A 15478-nucleotide genomic window follows, 5' to 3' on the forward strand; every position below is an offset into this window, starting at 1 on the left:
AACGTCGCAGCGCGAAGAACGAAATGAGGCGAACACCTGCTGTGAGCAGCTCAAAATCCCAGTTCGGTCAGAACCAGTGGCTGGTCGACGAGATGTATCAGAAGTTCAAACAGGATCCATCCTCGGTAGACGCCAGCTGGCACGAGTTCCTCGCCGACTACACCCCCGAGATCGCCGGTGATCCCGGCAACACCCAATCCGCTCCGGCGTCCTCGGCTCCGACCTCGGCCGTGAACTCCGCTCCGGCCCCGGTTCCCGCCGAGAGCGCGTCCGTCGCGACGCGCGCCACCGCGCCCACGGCTCCGGCCCGCGCCGCCGCCCCCGCGGCCGCGCCCAAGGAGGCCCCGGCGGCCACCACCGCCGCACGCACCACCGCCGCCGCACAGCAGCGGGCGCCGCAGACCACTCCGGCCCCGACTTCGAATGCCGCGCCCACCTCGGGCGCGCCGAAGTCGGCCCCGGCCGAGGATCAGAAGAAGGTGCTGCGCGGAGCGGCCGCCGCGGTCGCGAAGAACATGTCGGCGTCGCTGACCATCCCGACCGCCACCAGCGTGCGGGCCGTACCGGCCAAGTTGATGATCGACAACCGCCTGGTCATCAACAATCATCTCGCCCGTACCCGGGGCGGCAAGATCTCCTTCACCCATCTGCTCGGCTACGCGATCGTGCAAGCGGTGAAGGCGTTCCCGAATATGAACCGGCATTTCGCCGAGGTCGACGGTAAGCCGAACGCGGTCACCCCCGCGCACACCAACCTCGGTCTGGCCATCGATCTGCCCGGTAAGGACGGTAGCCGGTCGCTGGTGGTCGCCGCGATCAAGGGCACCGAGGATATGACCTTCGGTCAGTTCCACACCGCCTACGAGGACATCGTCCGCCGGGCCCGCGACGGCAAACTGACCGCCGAGGATTTCAGCGGGGTCACCATCTCGCTGACCAACCCGGGCACCATCGGCACCGTGCATTCCGTACCGCGGCTGATGCAGGGCCAGGGCGCGATCATCGGCGCCGGCGCCATGGAGTACCCGGCGGAGTTCCAGGGTATGAGCGACGAGCGGATCGCCGATATCGGTATCGGCAAGCTCATGACGCTGACCTCCACCTACGATCACCGCATCATCCAGGGTGCGGAATCCGGTGATTTCCTGCGCACCATCCACAAGCTGCTCATCGCCGACGAGTTCTACGACGAGATCTTCCACGGTCTCGGGGTGCCGTACGAGCCGGTGCGCTGGCGCAAGGACATCAAGGAACGCGGTGTCGACAAGAGCACCCGCGTGCTGGAGATGATCGCCGCCTACCGCAACCGCGGTCACCTGATGGCCGATACCGATCCGCTGCGGCTGGTCAAGGACAAGTTCCGCAGCCACCCGGACTTGGACGTCACCCAGCACGGCCTCACCCTGTGGGATCTGGACCGCGAGTTCAATGTCGGCGGTTTCCACGGCGAAGAGCGGATGAAGCTGCGCGATGTGCTGTCGGTGCTGCGCGATTCCTACTGCCGCCACGTCGGTGTGGAGTACACCCACATCCTCGAGGAAGACCAGCTCAAGTGGATGCAGGACCGGGTCGAGCAGAAGCACGTCAAGCCGACGGTCGCCCAGCAGAAGTACATTCTGAACCGGCTGAACGCGGCGGAGGCCTTCGAGACCTTCCTGCAGACCAAGTACGTCGGCCAGAAACGCTTCTCGCTGGAGGGCGCCGAAGCCGTCATCCCGATGATGGACGCCGTGATCGACCAGTGCGCCGAGTACGCGCTGGACGAGGTGATCATCGGTATGCCGCACCGCGGCCGGCTCAATGTGCTGGCCAATATCGTGGGCAAGCCCTACTCGAAGATCTTCACCGAGTTCGAGGGCAATATGAACCCGGCCGCCACGCACGGCTCGGGCGATGTGAAGTACCACCTCGGCGCGCGCGGTAACTACCTGCAGATGTTCGGCGACAACGAGATCGAGGTCTCGCTGACCGCGAACCCGTCGCATCTGGAAGCGGTCGACCCGGTGCTCGAGGGCTTGGCGCGCGCCAAGCAGGACCTGCTGGACAAGGGCGACGGCCCGGAGGGCTTCTCCGTCGTGCCGCTGATGCTGCACGGTGACGCCGCGTTCGCCGGGCAGGGCGTGGTGGCCGAGACCCTGAACCTGTCGGGGCTGCGCGGTTACCGCGTGGGCGGCACCATCCACATCGTGGTGAACAACCAGATCGGTTTCACCACGGCCCCGGAGAACAGCCGGTCCACCGAGTACTCCACCGATATCGCCAAGTTCATCGGCGCCCCGATCTTCCACGTCAACGGCGACGACCCCGAGGCCTGCGACTGGGTCGCGCGCCTGGCGGTCGATTTCCGGCAGAAGTTCCGCAAGGACGTGGTGATCGACCTGATCTGCTACCGCCGTCGCGGTCACAACGAGGGCGACGACCCGTCGATGACCCAGCCGTACATGTACGACGTCATCGACACCAAGCGCAGCGTCCGCAAGAGCTACACCGAGAGCCTGATCGGCCGTGGCGATATCTCGCTGAAAGAGGCCGAGGACGCGCTGCGCGACTACCAGGGCCAGTTGGAGCGGGTCTTCAACGAGGTCCGGGAGCTGGAGAAGTACCCGCAGAGCCCGAGCGAATCGGTGGAGGACGATCAGCAGATCCCGTCCACCGTGCTCACCGCGGTCGACAAATCGGTCCTGCAGCGGATCGGTGACGCGTTCCTGAACGTGCCCGACGGTTTCAATGTGCATCCGCGTGTGCAGCCGGTGCTGGAGAAGCGCCGCGAAATGGCCTACGAGGGCAAGGTCGACTGGGCGTTCGCCGAGTTGCTCGCCTTCGGCACGCTGATCGACGAGGGTCGTGCGGTCCGGCTGACCGGCCAGGATTCGCGACGCGGTACCTTCACCCAGCGGCATTCGGTGATCATCGACCGGAAGACGGCCGCCGAGTACACCCCGCTGCACAACATCAACAGCGCCAACCCCGGCTGGTTCGCGGTACACGATTCGGCGCTGAGCGAATACGCCGCCGTCGGTTTCGAATACGGCTATTCGCTGGGCAACCCGGACGCGCTGGTGCTGTGGGAGGCGCAGTTCGGTGACTTCGTCAACGGCGCCCAGTCGATCATCGACGAGTTCATCTCCTCCGGTGAGGCCAAATGGGGTCAGCTGTCGGAGGTCGTGCTGCTGCTGCCGCACGGGCACGAGGGCCAGGGCCCGGACCACACCTCCGGCCGTATCGAACGCTTCCTGCAGCTGTGCGCGGAGGGTTCGATGACGGTTGCGGTGCCGTCCACCCCCGCGAACTACTTCCACCTGCTGCGCCGGCACGCGCTGGACGGTATCCGCCGTCCGCTGATCGTCTTCACCCCGAAGTCGATGCTGCGCAACAAGGCAGTGGTCAGCGATCTGAAGGACTTCACCGAGAGCAAGTTCCGCTCGGTGTTCGACGAGCCCACCTACGAACAGGGCATCGGCGATCGTGGCGCGGTCAAGCGCATCCTGCTGACCAGCGGCAAGCTCTACTACGAGCTGGCCGCCGCGAAGGCCAAGCGCAAGCGTGACGATATCGCCATCGTCCGGGTCGAGCAGCTCTACCCGCTGCCCAAGTTCCGGTTGAACGAGGCTCTGGAGCGGTATTCGAACGCCACCGAGATCGCCTGGGTCCAGGAGGAGCCGGCGAACCAGGGCGCCTGGCCGTTCTTCGGCCTGAACCTGCCGGAGCTGCTGCCGGAGCGGCTGGGCCGCCTGCGCCGTATCTCCCGCCGCGCCATGTCGGCCCCGTCCTCGGGTTCGAGCAAGGTCCACGCGGTGGAGCAGGCCGAGATCATCGAAGAGGCCTTCGCGCCCACCGAGTGAGTCGTCGGCTGTCGACGCCGGGTACGAACCGATTCCGAATCGGTCCGGACCCGGCGTCACTCGTTTTCGCGGTCGCCCGGACGGTCGGCGGCGCCCAGGAGGTGGCGGTATCTCACGAACCGTGTATCACCGGTGCCGCGAACAACTGAGCATCGAATTCCCCTGTCCTCCGGAGCTATCCGGCAGATGATCTCTACCGGAGCATGCGGCCGCCCGTCGGTGCGACGCCGATGGTCTCACCGGTACTGCCGTGGTCGTGGATCCACTGCCGATAGGTCTCGTGCCGGAATTGATAGGCGGTGCCACTGACTCGAAGCAAACCGTTGCGGCGAGCCCAGTCCAGGAACAGCACCGGTTTTGCGGAGAACTCCTTCGTGCAGTAGAAGTTCATCACCGCCAGAAAGTACCTGCTTGCCGCGAGCCCACCCACGAACCCACCCGTTTGGGTAGCCACGATCCCAGCCGTCGAGCCGACCACGAGCCCGGTGGCGAGCCCGAGGGTGATTGCGCCGTCCATACCGAGGGTGAGCCCACCCATACCCATGAGTCCGAAGAAGGCGATACCGAGTGCGGCAGCTCGGATGTCGTCGCGAATGATTCGCCGCTCGTCGACCACAAGAGCCAATTGATCTGCCGCACTGGTCCTCAGCCCGGCGGTCAGTCCTACCGCTGTTCCGACCAAGGGTCCTATTGTGAGCCCGGAGGTCAGCCCCTCGACGATTCCGGCCGTGAACCCGGTCACGATACCGGCTGCGATCCCGGCGGCGATCCCGGCCATGAGCCCACCCACGAATCCCTTCGACCAACGGGATCCGACGGGCACACTCCATGCCACCCGGACCGCTGTAGGAAATACGTCACTCCACACCGCGTAGGCGACCGTGCACATGATCAGCGGCCCGAACGCGAGCGCGACACCGGCCCCGCTGATGAGCCAGAACGCGAGTCCGGTCATGAGCCCGGCTACAGCCCCGGCCACGATTGTGTGCATGGTACGGATTCGGGTGATACCCGCGAGTTCCCAGATCTCGTCGAGTCCGATGGAGGTGCCGTCTCTGCCGGTGTCGCGGCGCCGCTGGAGGCATCGGGCCAGCGTTCGCAGCCAATTCTCGACGTTTTCGCTGGTATGGTCCCGATACTTCGCACTGCCGCCCGTCGTGGCGACGGCGGCCGGGATCTGGGCGGCGAACAGCTGTTCACGTATGAGATCGGGGTCGACAGTGGTGACGAGCCGACCGGCGGTGACCGGGGCGGCGAGCAGGGTGCTGACAGTGAGGCCGAGCAGCCAGGGTGTCTGCAGGGCGGTGGCCAGTGGCCCGGACGGATGCCCCCGCAGGTGGGCGGTGATCTCGTTCCACGCCGCGCGTGGCGTACCGATGTCGTGTTGACAGTTGGTGAGGTAGTCGACGACCTGGCCGGTCAGCAGTGGTTGCAGGGTGACGGTGACGGCGCCGTGCAGGCCGTTGTCCTCGCCGAGTTCGGTCAGCTGCTCGAATTCGGTGGTGCGGCACAACACCACTACCGGCCGATCACGCCAGGGGGTGTGGTTCAGCCGGTCCAGTAATGCGCGAGCGCGCGATTCCGCACCATCGTGGGTGTCCATTTCGTCGAGTCCGTCTATCACGGGCAGGATCAGTCCGCGGTCGACCATCTCCTGGGCGACGTTGGGCCGCAGGAGATGGTCGTAGCCGAGCCGGGTGATCAGCCACCGAGTGAATTCTTGCCTGCCGTCCCATCCCGCGGCGTCGACTCGAACGGGGACCGGTTCGTCGGCGCGGCGAGCGTCGGCCAGATCTCGGCGTTTGTCGAGCAGCCCGGTCACCAGGTAGGTCGCGGCCACGGTTTTGCCGCTGCCCGGAAGACCCAGCACCACCAATCGGTGTCGATGGCGCTGGTCCGGCAGTTCGAAATAGGTCGCGATGTCGTCGACTTCCGCCGAGCCGAGTACCTCGTCGGCGCGATGCGGCGGCGCTGTGGCGGTGAACGTGACGGGCATGTACGAACTGCGCTCCGCGCGCAACGCCCGGCGCAGCCGTTCCTCTTCCTTCCTGACCTTGGCTGCCAGTTGATCAGACAGCGTCGCGATCGATTCCCGATCGGTGTTCGGACGCCACAGCCGATACAGCGCCACAGCCGGCCGGAACAGTGCCATGATCACCCGGAACAAGCTTCCGGTCTCCATACCCGCCACACAGAACAGCTTGCCACTGAACGGGTTTCGAAACCCCGTGGTCGTCCGAACGACTCAGCCCCCGGCCTTCCGCGTTCGGTTCGGCCGAGTCCACAGCCGTAGTTTCTCCGGGTTCCGGATCGCCCAGATCCGGGTGATCCGGCCGTCTGCGATATCGAAGGCATAAACCGAGACGACGGTGTCGCCGATTTGTCCGACCAGGCCGGGCTGGCCGTTGACCGTACGTTCCAGCAGGGTCACCGCGGGGCCGCGGGCGGCGATCTCCATCCAGGTGTGGGCGATCTGTTCGCCGCCGTCGATCGGTTCGAGGAAGGCCAGGGCCAGGCCGCCGCCGTCGGCTGTCGCGATCGCCTGCGGATCGAGGAGACCGATCAGGGCCTCGATATCCTTCGACTCCCAGGCCTGTTTGAATTCCCGGACCACCTCGGCGCGCTCGGCGCGCGCAGCGCTCGACGGGTTGCGCGAAGTATCGATACGGCGCCGGGCATTCGAGGCGAGCTGGCGGCAGGCCGCCGGGGTGCGCCCGACGATCTCGGCGATCTCGGCGAACGGATACCGGAAGACGTCGTGCAGGACGAACGCCACCCGCTCGGCCGGGGTCATCGAATCCAGCACCACGAGAAAAGCCATGCTGACCGACTCGTCGAGGGTGACCCGGTCGGCGGGATCGACGGGAGCGGGGCTCGCCGGCCATTCGGACCGGCCAGGTATCGGCTCCGGAAGCCATCTGCCGACATATCGCTCCCGGCGGGCACGCGCCGAGCCCAGCAGATCGAGACAGATCCGGCCCGCAACGGTCGTGAACCACGCTCCGGGTGCCGCCACTTTCTGTCGTTGCGGTTCGGACATGGCATACCAGCGCGCATAGGTCTCCTGAACCACATCCTCGGCTTCGGCCAGGGAGCCCAGCAGCCGGTAGGCGAGATTGATCAGCTGACGACGTTCGCTGATCACCGCGGGCAGATGCGGGTCGGTCATGGTCGGCTCCTCCGGTCTTTATGTGTCTCTTACCTGATCCGACGGAACAACCGGCCGGAATGTGAGCGAGTCGGAGGGTCTCGGCGAGGGGCGACCGCCGACGAGCGACCGGGGTGGCCTGACATTCCGGAGAGCTGTGTCGTCGGAAGGTCGTGACGCATTCAGCAGAGCAGGAGAACCCGCAATGACCAGAATCGGCATCATCCTCGGCAGTACCCGGCCCAACCGGAAAGGCCCGCAGGTCGCGCAGTGGGTTCTGGACTCGGCAGCGCGGCGCGACGATGCCGAGTTCGAACTGATCGATCTGCGCGACCACCCGCTTCCGCATCTGGACGAGGCCGTGCCGCCGATGTTCGGACCGTCGGTGCATGCCCACACCCGCGCCTGGGCCGAGCGGATCGCCCCGTTCGACGGTTTCGTGCTGGTGACCCCCGAGTACAACGGCGGCGCCCCCGGGGTGCTGAAGAATGCCATCGACCACCTGTTCGCGGAGTGGACCGACAAGGCGATCGGTTTCGTCTCCTACGGCGCGGGTGGTGGCGCCCGCGCCGTGGTCCAGCTACGCACCGTGTGCGGCACGCTGGGTATGGCGGATGTGAGCCATCAGGTGGTGATCTCGGTACTCACCGATTTCGAGAACCACACCACCTTCACACCGCGTGAACACCATGGCGCCGCACTGACCTCGATGCTGGACCAGGTCGTCGCCTGGAGCACCGCGCTGGCTCCGCTGCGCCGGCCCACCACCGCTACCCCTTCCGTCGACACCGAAGGAACCGATCATGACGACACCACACAGCTCTCGGTCGCACGCTGACCGCGTCGCGGCCGACGAGGCCGCGCTCCGCGGACAGATCGGCAAGGCAGCCGCGGGACTACGGGACAAGGATCTCGACGCCCTGCGGCAGCTGTACACGCCCGATGTCATTTCCTTCGATGTCGAACCGCCACTCCAGCATGTCGGGATAGCGGCGAAACTCGAGAACTGGGCGAAAGTGTTCCTGTTCTTCGAGAGCGTGACCTACGAGATTCGCGATCTGACCTTCACCGTGGGCGACGACGTGGCCTTCGGACACGGTTTCGCCCGGCTCAGCGGCACCCTGAAGAACGGGGAGGCGACGAACGGTATGTGGGTCCGGGTCACCTACGGCATGCGAAAGATCGACGGCACCTGGTTGATCACACACGACCAGGTTTCGGTGCCCTTCGATATGGCGAGCGGTGCGGGCGTGGTCGACCTCGAGCCCTGACACTTCTTGGGAGGGTGTCGCTTTCCGGCCCGAGAGCGGCCGGTACCCACCGGTGGATCACGTCGTCGATGGCACCGCGGAGATGGACGATCCGGTTCGCCGATTTTTCGGGCGGCCACTCGGTGAACGCATCGGGCGATCCGGGGCGGAATGGAAATTCGACCTTTCCTGTCAATGGTTGACGGCTACCGTTATCGTTGCGGGTCGAATCGACTCCGGCCCGCGGGGTACCCCCACCGTTCCGAATGGCGCCGCCGCCGGAGGGGTAGGGCGATCGACCCCTATAACGTGGCAGCGGAAAGCATCTGGGCGTGGCAGGCGAGATAGTTCGATGGCAGGAGGCCGGGCGTCTCGTCGTCCATCGGATGACCGATGCCCTCAACGCGGCAACCGACGACTTGGCCCGCAGGGTTTCCGACAGAGCGAACATGTTGGGGCGCTATTCCGAAAATGCCCGACATACCGACGGCGATACCGGCCGGATAGTCGAGGGGACGGTCGTCGAAAGAGACACAACGGGTCTGTACGGTACCGCCGTCACCGGCCACCGCATCTCGATCGATCCGGAGAAGGTCATCGCCCTGCCACTCCACAACGTTTACGGCGAAGTTGTCGGCATCCGGATCCCGGCGAACGCCGAAGATGCCCGCGCCGCCGCGCGATGGGCCGACGGCCAGATGCTCGGTCACTTCACAAGCCGTGTCTCGACGTCGTCCGACGCCGGTGGCAGACGACCGTACTCATTGGTGGAGGATTCCCCTTCGAAACCGTTCCTCGTGGTCGGCAAGTTCGACAATCGCGAGGCGGAAGTCCTGCTCGACCACGGCGACCTGGGTGCGGAACCGGCGCGCCTGGAGGGTCGGGAGTTCGGCAGCGTGATTGCCTGCAGCCCGGAGTACAAAGCGTTCCTGGCCGACCGTCGCCGGAACTACAATCCGTTCATCCCGGAGAAGAGCCCCCACTCCGACCATCCGGTGATACTGGTTTCCCAGGGATCCGGCGTCCCGGATCCGAAGGTGGTCGAGTCGATCGCCAGGTACCTGTACGACGAGACCGAGCTGTACAGCCCGGTACGCGGCATCGCCCATCCCACCACCAGGGTCGAACTGTCGAGCCGAGGCTACCCCCTGCCGTATCCGGAATTGGAGGCTCGTGTCACCTTGCAGCCGAACCGCCCGCCGACATCGGAGTACCACGAATACCAATCGGACTGACCGCACGGAACCTGATCCGTGGACGCCGGCACCGCACCGATACCGATATCGACGTGATCGCTCCGGCCTCTGTCGGCCGCGGTGCCGACAGCACCCCTGGCCGGAACCCGGCGGATGTACTTGGATGAGCTGATGTTGCTCGACCTCCAGTTGGACGCGCGCCCCGACCGCAGCGTCGAACGCGCCCGCACCCTCGTAGAAGCCGGGGCGGCCGGGCTGTTCACCTTCGAGGGTCCTCACGACGTCATGCTGCCGCTGGCCGCGGTGGCCGGCCACGTCGAAGCCGATCTGATGACCGATGTCGCGATCGCCATGCCGCGCAGCCCGATGCATCTGGCCCATGCGGCCTGGGACCTGCAGCTGATGTCGGGTGGGCGTTTCCGGCTCGGGCTCGGTTCCCAGATCCGGCCGCATATCGAGAAACGCTACGGCGCCACCTGGTCACCACCGGCGGCCCGGATGCGCGAGATCGTCCTCGCCGTGCGCGCGATCCTGACTTCCTGGCAGGACGGCACCCCGTTGGATTTCCGGGGCGAGCACACCCGGCACACCCTCATGCCGAGCACTTTCGTCCCCGGCCCCAATCCGTACGGTCCCCCACCGGTACTGCTCGGCGCACTCGGACCGTTGATGACGCGCACCGCCGCCGAAGTCGCGGACGGCCTGCTGGTGATGCCTTTCCACAGCCACCGCCATTTCCGGGAACGGACACTGCCCGCCGTAGCGGAAGGGATGCGCCGGGCCGGCCGCACCGAATTCCCGATCTATCCGCAGGTGATCGTCGCCATGGGCCGTTCGGCGGAAGAGCTGTCCGCGGCCTCTGTCGGCGTACGCGGCCTGCTGGCCTTCTACAGTTCGACCCCGGCGTACCGGCCGGTGCTCGAGGTCGAGGGCTGGGGACAGCTGCAACCGGAACTCAACGCGCTCTCCAAATCCGGCGACATCATGACCATGTTCGACCGGGTCTCCGGCCCCATGGTCGACACCCTCGCGGTACGCGGCACGCCGGAGGACTGCGCCGCCGAGATCATCCGCCGCTTCGGCGATTTCGCGGACCGGGTGTGCTGCTACTTCCCCGGCTACGACCCGCCGGTCGACCAGATCTCCGCCCTGGCCACCGCACTGCGGCGATAACCCCGCAGGTAGCCGATCCCTTTACCTCCGGGGTAATCGTCGCGCCGACGCGGCTCGGCCATGATCGGTGCATCGAACAGACCGAGAGGACCACATCATGACCGCCTACGTCATCGGCCACCTGCGAGCGACCGAGCCGCACCCCGAGATCGCCGACTACATCGAACGCATCCCGGGCACCTTCGAACCGTTCGGCGGAAAGTTCCTCGTGCACGCCACGCAGCACGAGGTGAAAGAAGGCGACTGGCCCGGATTCGTCGTAGTGATCGGGTTCCCCGGGATCGACGAAGCACGGGCCTGGTGGGATTCGCCCGCCTACCGGGAGATCGCACCCCTGCGCTCCCGGCATATCGACGGCGACATCATCCTGGTCGACGGGGTCGCCGTCGATTACGACCCGGCGATCACCGCCGCGACCATGCGGCAGCAGCTGCCCACCGAATAGCGCCGGACCGGTTCGCGCGACACGCTCCACGACACGCGGATATCCGAAACGGGAACCCGCAGATTCAGCGAAAACCGGCGCGCCACTGCTGAACTGCGAGTATGCATTGTCTCCGATTCCGAGCATTCAGCCGGCGGAGAGGGGACGTTCGTGACGGATAGGGACAGCAGTATCACCAGGCGGCAGCTGGGCCGGTATCTGCGTGAGGCGCGCGAGGCGATAGGCCTGACCATCGCGGAGGCGGCGGCGCTCATGGAGTGGGGCAAGAGCAGCCTGCAACGCATCGAAACGGGACAGAACCAGAAGATCCGCATCCGTGATCTGGACGGGTTGATCGAGATCTACGAGATCGACGAGGTGAAAGCGGCGGGGTTGCGGGGGCTGGCACAGCAAGCAGCGGAGAAATCGTGGTGGCACGAGTTCGGCGGTGTCATTCCGGACAACTTCAGCGTCTACATGGGAATGGAGTCCGGAGCCCGTCGGCTCGTCAGCTACCAGCCTGATCTGATCCCCGGTCTGCTCCAGACGCGTGAGTACGCCCGAGTGCTCATCCAGAATGCCTTTCCCCACGAGACAGAAGAGGAGATCACCAACCGGATCGAGCCCCGGATCCTCCGCCAGCGGCTCATAACTCGCCGGGTTCGTCCTGTCCGCCTCGACGTGATTCTCTGTGAAACAGCCCTGTGCCGGGTGGTCGGTGGTCACAAGACAATGGCAGCCCAGCTCATGCACCTCGCGGATGCGAGCACCCAGCCCAATGTGACGATTCGGCTGCTGCCGTTCGCGGCCGGGATGCCGACCGGTGATCAGATCGGACCGTTCGTAGTACTGGAGTTCGATGCGGACACACCCGGCAAACCTGACGAACCGACAATCGTCTACGCCGAGAACTACACCAGCGATATGTACTCCGAAAAGCTCGGTATCGTCGAGCGGTACAAGCGAGCTTTCGCGACCCTCAACAAGGCGGCGCTGGACGAAACAGCCACGCGAATGATGTTGCGGAACAGAGCAAGGGAGTACCGAGCGTGAACGTAGATCTATCCGGGGCCGAATGGTTCAAGAGCAGTCGCAGCGGCGGCGCCAAGGAGTGCGTGGAGGTCGCGTTCCTCGACGGTGGGCGCGTCGGCGTCCGTGATTCCAAGAACCCGACCGGCCCGGCGCTAGTCTTCTCCGCCGCCGAATGGGATGTGTTCACCGGTAGCACCTCCGGCGGTCGTTCCGACCGCCCCTAGGCGGAGCGCTCGATCTCGAGTCGAACACCGGGATGTGCTCCGGCACGTTTCCCGGTGGGCTGTCACGCCGATTCCGCGACACCCGGGAGCGCGCCCAGCAATGCCGTCAGCTTCGTCAATTGCGCCGGGCGCTGTGCGGAACGCCAGATCAGCGCCATTCTGGACTCCTCGTCGAATCCGGTGACGCGCACATAGCGCAGATCGGCGCGCTGGTTGCGCTCGGCCACCGGACGGCAGGTCAACATCGCGTACCGACCGGTGGCGGCCAGTGTCATCCCCTCCTGAAGGGTTGCCGCCCGGACCGTACCGGCGATCTGCTTCCCGAGCGGTGTGAAGCGCGGGAAGTGCACATCCCGCCAATACTGGGGTGCGGGCCCGTCCACCGATACGAGGTCCACGTCCGCCAGCGCTTCGGCATCGACACAGCCTGCCCCTGCCAGCGGATGACCGTGACTCACCGCCAGCATCCGCGGTGCGGGCGGGAAGGCGAACCCGACCGCGAGCCCCGGCTCCCGGACCGGGAGCAATGCGACGGCGGCATCGATATCACCGGCCAGCAGCGCACCGAACGGGTCACCGAGTGGTAGCTCCCGGAGCGACAGCGCCACACCCGGGTTCTCCTCGGTGAACCGGGCCAGCGTCCAGGTGATCGTCTCGTAGGCGAGGCCCTGGAAGCCGACCCGGACGGGCGTGGCTCGGCCGGCCTCCTGCCGAGCGCTGTCGACCAGCTCGACCAGCCGGGTGTACGTGGGACGCACCGAATCCACGAACTCCGCACCACTGTCGGTGAGCGCCACCCGGCGGCTGGTGCGATCCACCAGCCGTGTCCCGATCTTGCGTTCCAGTGCGGCGACGAGCTGGCTCACCCGGCTCTGCGATACCCGTAGCCGCTGCGCGGTCCGGCCGAAATGCAGTTCCTCGGCCAGTACCAGCAAACATTCCAGCTCGCGGACGGGAAGGTCCGGCATCGGCGCTCCCTCCGTCGCGGCGATCGATGAGTTCAGCTCATCGAACAATGAGTTGATCGCTGTTGTTCCGCCCCGGCGGGCATCCTTGACTGGATTCATGTCCACTGTGTGTGAATCACGGGCACCCGCCGCCGGATCCGGCGGCCGTTGGCCCTCGATCGCTGTCCTCGCCCTGTCCACATTTCTCGTTGTCACCTCGGAGATGCTCCCGGTGGGCGTGTTGACGCCGATGTCCGAAGGACTGGGCGTCACGCCGGGAACAGTCGGGTTCAGTCTGGCTGTCACCGGGGTCGTGGCCGCACTGGCCGCGCCCTTCGTCTCCCGGCTGATCGGCGGCGCGGATCGGCGCCACGTCCTGGTGGCGGCCGCGCTCGTGCTCGCCGCCGGAAACCTGATCACCGCGATCGCCCAGGGGTTCGCCGTGCTCGCACTCGGCCGGGTGGTCGTCGGATTCGCCATGGCGACGGTGTGGGCGCTCGCGGCGGCACTCGCCACCCGGCTGGTGGACGTGCCTCGCGCGGGGCGGGCGGTGACAACGGTCGTCAGCGGCGTCGCGGTGGCTTCTGTTCTGGGGGTTCCGCTCGGTACCTTCCTCGGTGACACAGCCGGGTGGCGCAGCGCATTCGGCTCGCTGGCGCTGGCTGCTCTCGTGCTCGCCGCGGGGCTCGCCGTGCTCCTACCCGCACTACCACCGGAGCGGCACGGCGGATCCGGCGGGAATTCCGTTTCGCTGCTGACTATTCCGGCGGTGCGCCGCGGGCTGATCGCGGTAACCCTCCTGGTCACCGCGCATTTCGCCGCCTACACCTACGTGCGGCCCGCGGTGGAGGAATTGTCCGGCGTTCACGGTGCCGGTATCTCGCTGCTGCTGCTCGTCTACGGGCTCTGCGGGATCGCCGCGAACTTCGCCGCGGGTGCCGCTGCGACGCGCCGCGTCCGGACGACGATGCTCGTCCTCGCGACCGGCATCACCGCCGCCCTGCTGGCGCTGCCGCTGGTGGGCACCGCCCCGATCGGCGCCGCAGTGGTACTGGTGCTGTGGGGGTTCTCCTATGGGGGTGTCTCGGTCTGCAGCCAGATCTGGGCCGTCCACGCCGTGCCCGAACGACGCGAAGCCGTCACCGGTCTCTTCGTCGGCACTTTCACCGGCAGTATCGCGCTGGGTTCCTTTCTCGGCGGAGTGATCCTCGACCACGTCGGACTGTCCGTGCTGCTCTGGGTGTCGGCGGCGGTGGCGGCCGCGGCCGTCCTGGCCACCGCGCCCGGCGGGACCGTGGCTCCCGATCCGGCGGCGCTACCCGAGCCCGTCGGCACGGAGGCGACCGAGGTGTGCGGGCGGGGGGTGATCGGGCCGTGCGGAGGCAGAATGCCCGGTACCCGCAGTGCCCGGCGCGGCCACCTAGGATCGTCCTATGGCGACCGGTGCGACTCATCTGGTGGTGTTCGCCGGTCTGCCGGGCTGTGGAAAGACCACTCTGGCCCGTGCGCTGGCCGACGAACTCGCGGCGACATTCCTGCGTATCGATACGTTCGAGGCGGCGATCGTATCGACACTGATGCCGTTCGAGGACAATCCTGTCGGCTACGTCGCGGCGTCCTGGGTGGCCGAGGACCAGCTACTCGGTGGGCGCACCGTCGTCGTCGACGCCTGCAACAACCTGCGGGAGGCCAGGGCGATGTGGACCGGCCTGGCACGCGGAGCGCAGGTTCGACTGCACTGGGTGGAGGTGATCTGTTCCGACGCGGACGAACACCGCCGCCGGGTCGAGGCACGTGAGCCCGATCGGCCGGGGCAGGGCAATCCGACCTGGGCACAGGTGCGGGCCCGGCGCTGGGAGCCGTTCACCGAGCCCCGAATCCTGATCGACAACACCGGGGCAGCCGCCGAGCACGTGGCAACGATCCGTGCCGCTGTGCTCACGGACTGAGCGGCGCTCCACACCGCCGCCGAAGCCCGCGAACCGCACCGGTGGGCCGGTGCGGTTCGGCCCGTCCCCGCTCAGCTGGTGAGCTCGTCGATGGAAGGCGTTTCGTCCCGGGACAGGGTGATCCCGAGATTCGTGGCCCGGCGCTCGAGCTCGTCGTCGTCGCCGTGCTCCAATCCGACAGTCGTACCGTCGGCCGAGAGCACCTCGACGTTGAGGCACAGTGACTGGAGTTCCTTGAGCAGAACCTTGAACGATTCCGGGATGCCGGGCTCCGGAATGTTCTCGCCCTTGAC

General features: G+C 66.5%; 14 protein-coding genes and 1 pseudogene. 10 read left to right on the plus strand and 5 right to left on the minus strand.

What is annotated here, in order from left to right:
- The first annotated feature begins 23 nt into the window (after positions 1-23).
- Positions 24-3842, plus strand: a complete 3819-nt coding sequence (locus ACWCPQ_RS26460) for a multifunctional oxoglutarate decarboxylase/oxoglutarate dehydrogenase thiamine pyrophosphate-binding subunit/dihydrolipoyllysine-residue succinyltransferase subunit (protein WP_449903598.1) — start codon at positions 24-26, stop codon at positions 3840-3842.
- Between the two features lie 193 nt (positions 3843-4035).
- Here ACWCPQ_RS26460 and ACWCPQ_RS26465 read toward each other — a convergent pair whose 3' ends face one another.
- Together ACWCPQ_RS26465 and sigJ are read right to left on the minus strand one after the other, a co-directional pair.
- Entirely contained in the window at positions 4036-6033 is a 1998-nt protein-coding gene (locus ACWCPQ_RS26465) for an NACHT domain-containing protein (protein ID WP_449903601.1), read from the minus strand.
- A 54-nt stretch (positions 6034-6087) separates the two neighbouring features.
- A complete protein-coding gene (gene sigJ, locus ACWCPQ_RS26470) occupies positions 6088-7011 on the minus strand; it encodes an RNA polymerase sigma factor SigJ (RefSeq protein WP_449903603.1) in 924 nt (307 codons plus the stop codon).
- A gap of 184 nt (positions 7012-7195) precedes the next feature.
- Here sigJ and ACWCPQ_RS26475 point away from each other — a divergent pair, with 184 nt between their 5' ends.
- Together ACWCPQ_RS26475 and ACWCPQ_RS26480 are read left to right on the plus strand one after the other, a co-directional pair.
- Positions 7196-7828, plus strand: a complete 633-nt coding sequence (locus ACWCPQ_RS26475; RefSeq protein WP_449903605.1) for an NADPH-dependent FMN reductase — start codon at positions 7196-7198, stop codon at positions 7826-7828.
- Positions 7794-8261, plus strand: a complete 468-nt coding sequence (locus ACWCPQ_RS26480; RefSeq protein WP_449903607.1) for a YybH family protein — start codon at positions 7794-7796, stop codon at positions 8259-8261. Before ACWCPQ_RS26475 ends, ACWCPQ_RS26480 begins: the two co-directional genes overlap by 35 nt.
- Positions 8262-8542: 281 nt before the next feature.
- Here the strand turns inward: ACWCPQ_RS26480 and ACWCPQ_RS26485 are convergent, their stop codons facing one another.
- Entirely contained in the window at positions 8543-8950 is a 408-nt protein-coding gene (locus ACWCPQ_RS26485; RefSeq protein ID WP_449903610.1) for a hypothetical protein, read from the minus strand.
- Positions 8951-9007: 57 nt separating this feature from the next.
- On the opposite strand from ACWCPQ_RS26485, the gene ACWCPQ_RS26490 reads away from it, so the two are divergent.
- The 5 genes from ACWCPQ_RS26490 to ACWCPQ_RS26510 all read left to right on the plus strand — a co-directional run bounded on the left by ACWCPQ_RS26490 (position 9008) and on the right by ACWCPQ_RS26510 (position 12289).
- Complete coding sequence (locus ACWCPQ_RS26490) at positions 9008-9475, plus strand: hypothetical protein (protein WP_449903612.1); 468 nt, start codon at positions 9008-9010, stop codon at positions 9473-9475.
- 132 nt (positions 9476-9607) lie between these two features.
- Positions 9608-10609, plus strand: coding sequence for a TIGR03617 family F420-dependent LLM class oxidoreductase (locus tag ACWCPQ_RS26495; protein WP_449903637.1), 1002 nt, complete (start codon positions 9608-9610; stop codon positions 10607-10609).
- Positions 10610-10706: 97 nt separating this feature from the next.
- Positions 10707-11054 (plus strand): DUF1330 domain-containing protein, encoded by a 348-nt coding sequence (locus tag ACWCPQ_RS26500; protein ID WP_449903614.1) that lies wholly within the window; start codon positions 10707-10709, stop codon positions 11052-11054.
- Between the two features lie 150 nt (positions 11055-11204).
- On the plus strand, positions 11205-12086 hold the full coding sequence (locus ACWCPQ_RS26505) for a helix-turn-helix domain-containing protein (protein WP_449903617.1): 882 nt from the start codon (positions 11205-11207) through the stop codon (positions 12084-12086).
- Positions 12083-12289, plus strand: coding sequence for a DUF397 domain-containing protein (locus ACWCPQ_RS26510; protein ID WP_449903620.1), 207 nt, complete (start codon positions 12083-12085; stop codon positions 12287-12289). The genes ACWCPQ_RS26505 and ACWCPQ_RS26510 overlap by 4 nt, the downstream gene beginning before the upstream one ends.
- 62 nt (positions 12290-12351) lie before the next feature.
- Here the strand turns inward: ACWCPQ_RS26510 and ACWCPQ_RS26515 are convergent, their stop codons facing one another.
- Positions 12352-13356 (minus strand): LysR family transcriptional regulator, encoded by a 1005-nt coding sequence (locus tag ACWCPQ_RS26515; protein ID WP_449903622.1) that lies wholly within the window; start codon positions 13354-13356, stop codon positions 12352-12354.
- On the opposite strand from ACWCPQ_RS26515, the pseudogene ACWCPQ_RS26520 reads away from it, so the two are divergent.
- Both ACWCPQ_RS26520 and ACWCPQ_RS26525 read left to right on the plus strand, forming a co-directional pair.
- Positions 13355-14386 (plus strand): annotated as a pseudogene (locus ACWCPQ_RS26520) (MFS transporter); the annotation flags it as partial. The gene ACWCPQ_RS26515 and the pseudogene ACWCPQ_RS26520 sit on opposite strands and share 2 nt — an antisense overlap.
- 283 nt (positions 14387-14669) lie before the next feature.
- Positions 14670-15185 carry an AAA family ATPase gene (locus ACWCPQ_RS26525; protein ID WP_449903624.1) on the plus strand — a complete coding sequence of 172 codons (516 nt, stop codon included), beginning with the start codon at positions 14670-14672 and terminating at the stop codon, positions 15183-15185.
- A 71-nt stretch (positions 15186-15256) separates the two neighbouring features.
- On the opposite strand, the gene ACWCPQ_RS26530 is transcribed toward ACWCPQ_RS26525, so the two are convergent.
- A partial coding sequence (locus tag ACWCPQ_RS26530) for a hypothetical protein (RefSeq protein ID WP_449903627.1) occupies positions 15257-15478 on the minus strand: 222 nt, incomplete at its 5' end.

The organism is Nocardia sp. NPDC001965 (assembly GCF_053594175.1).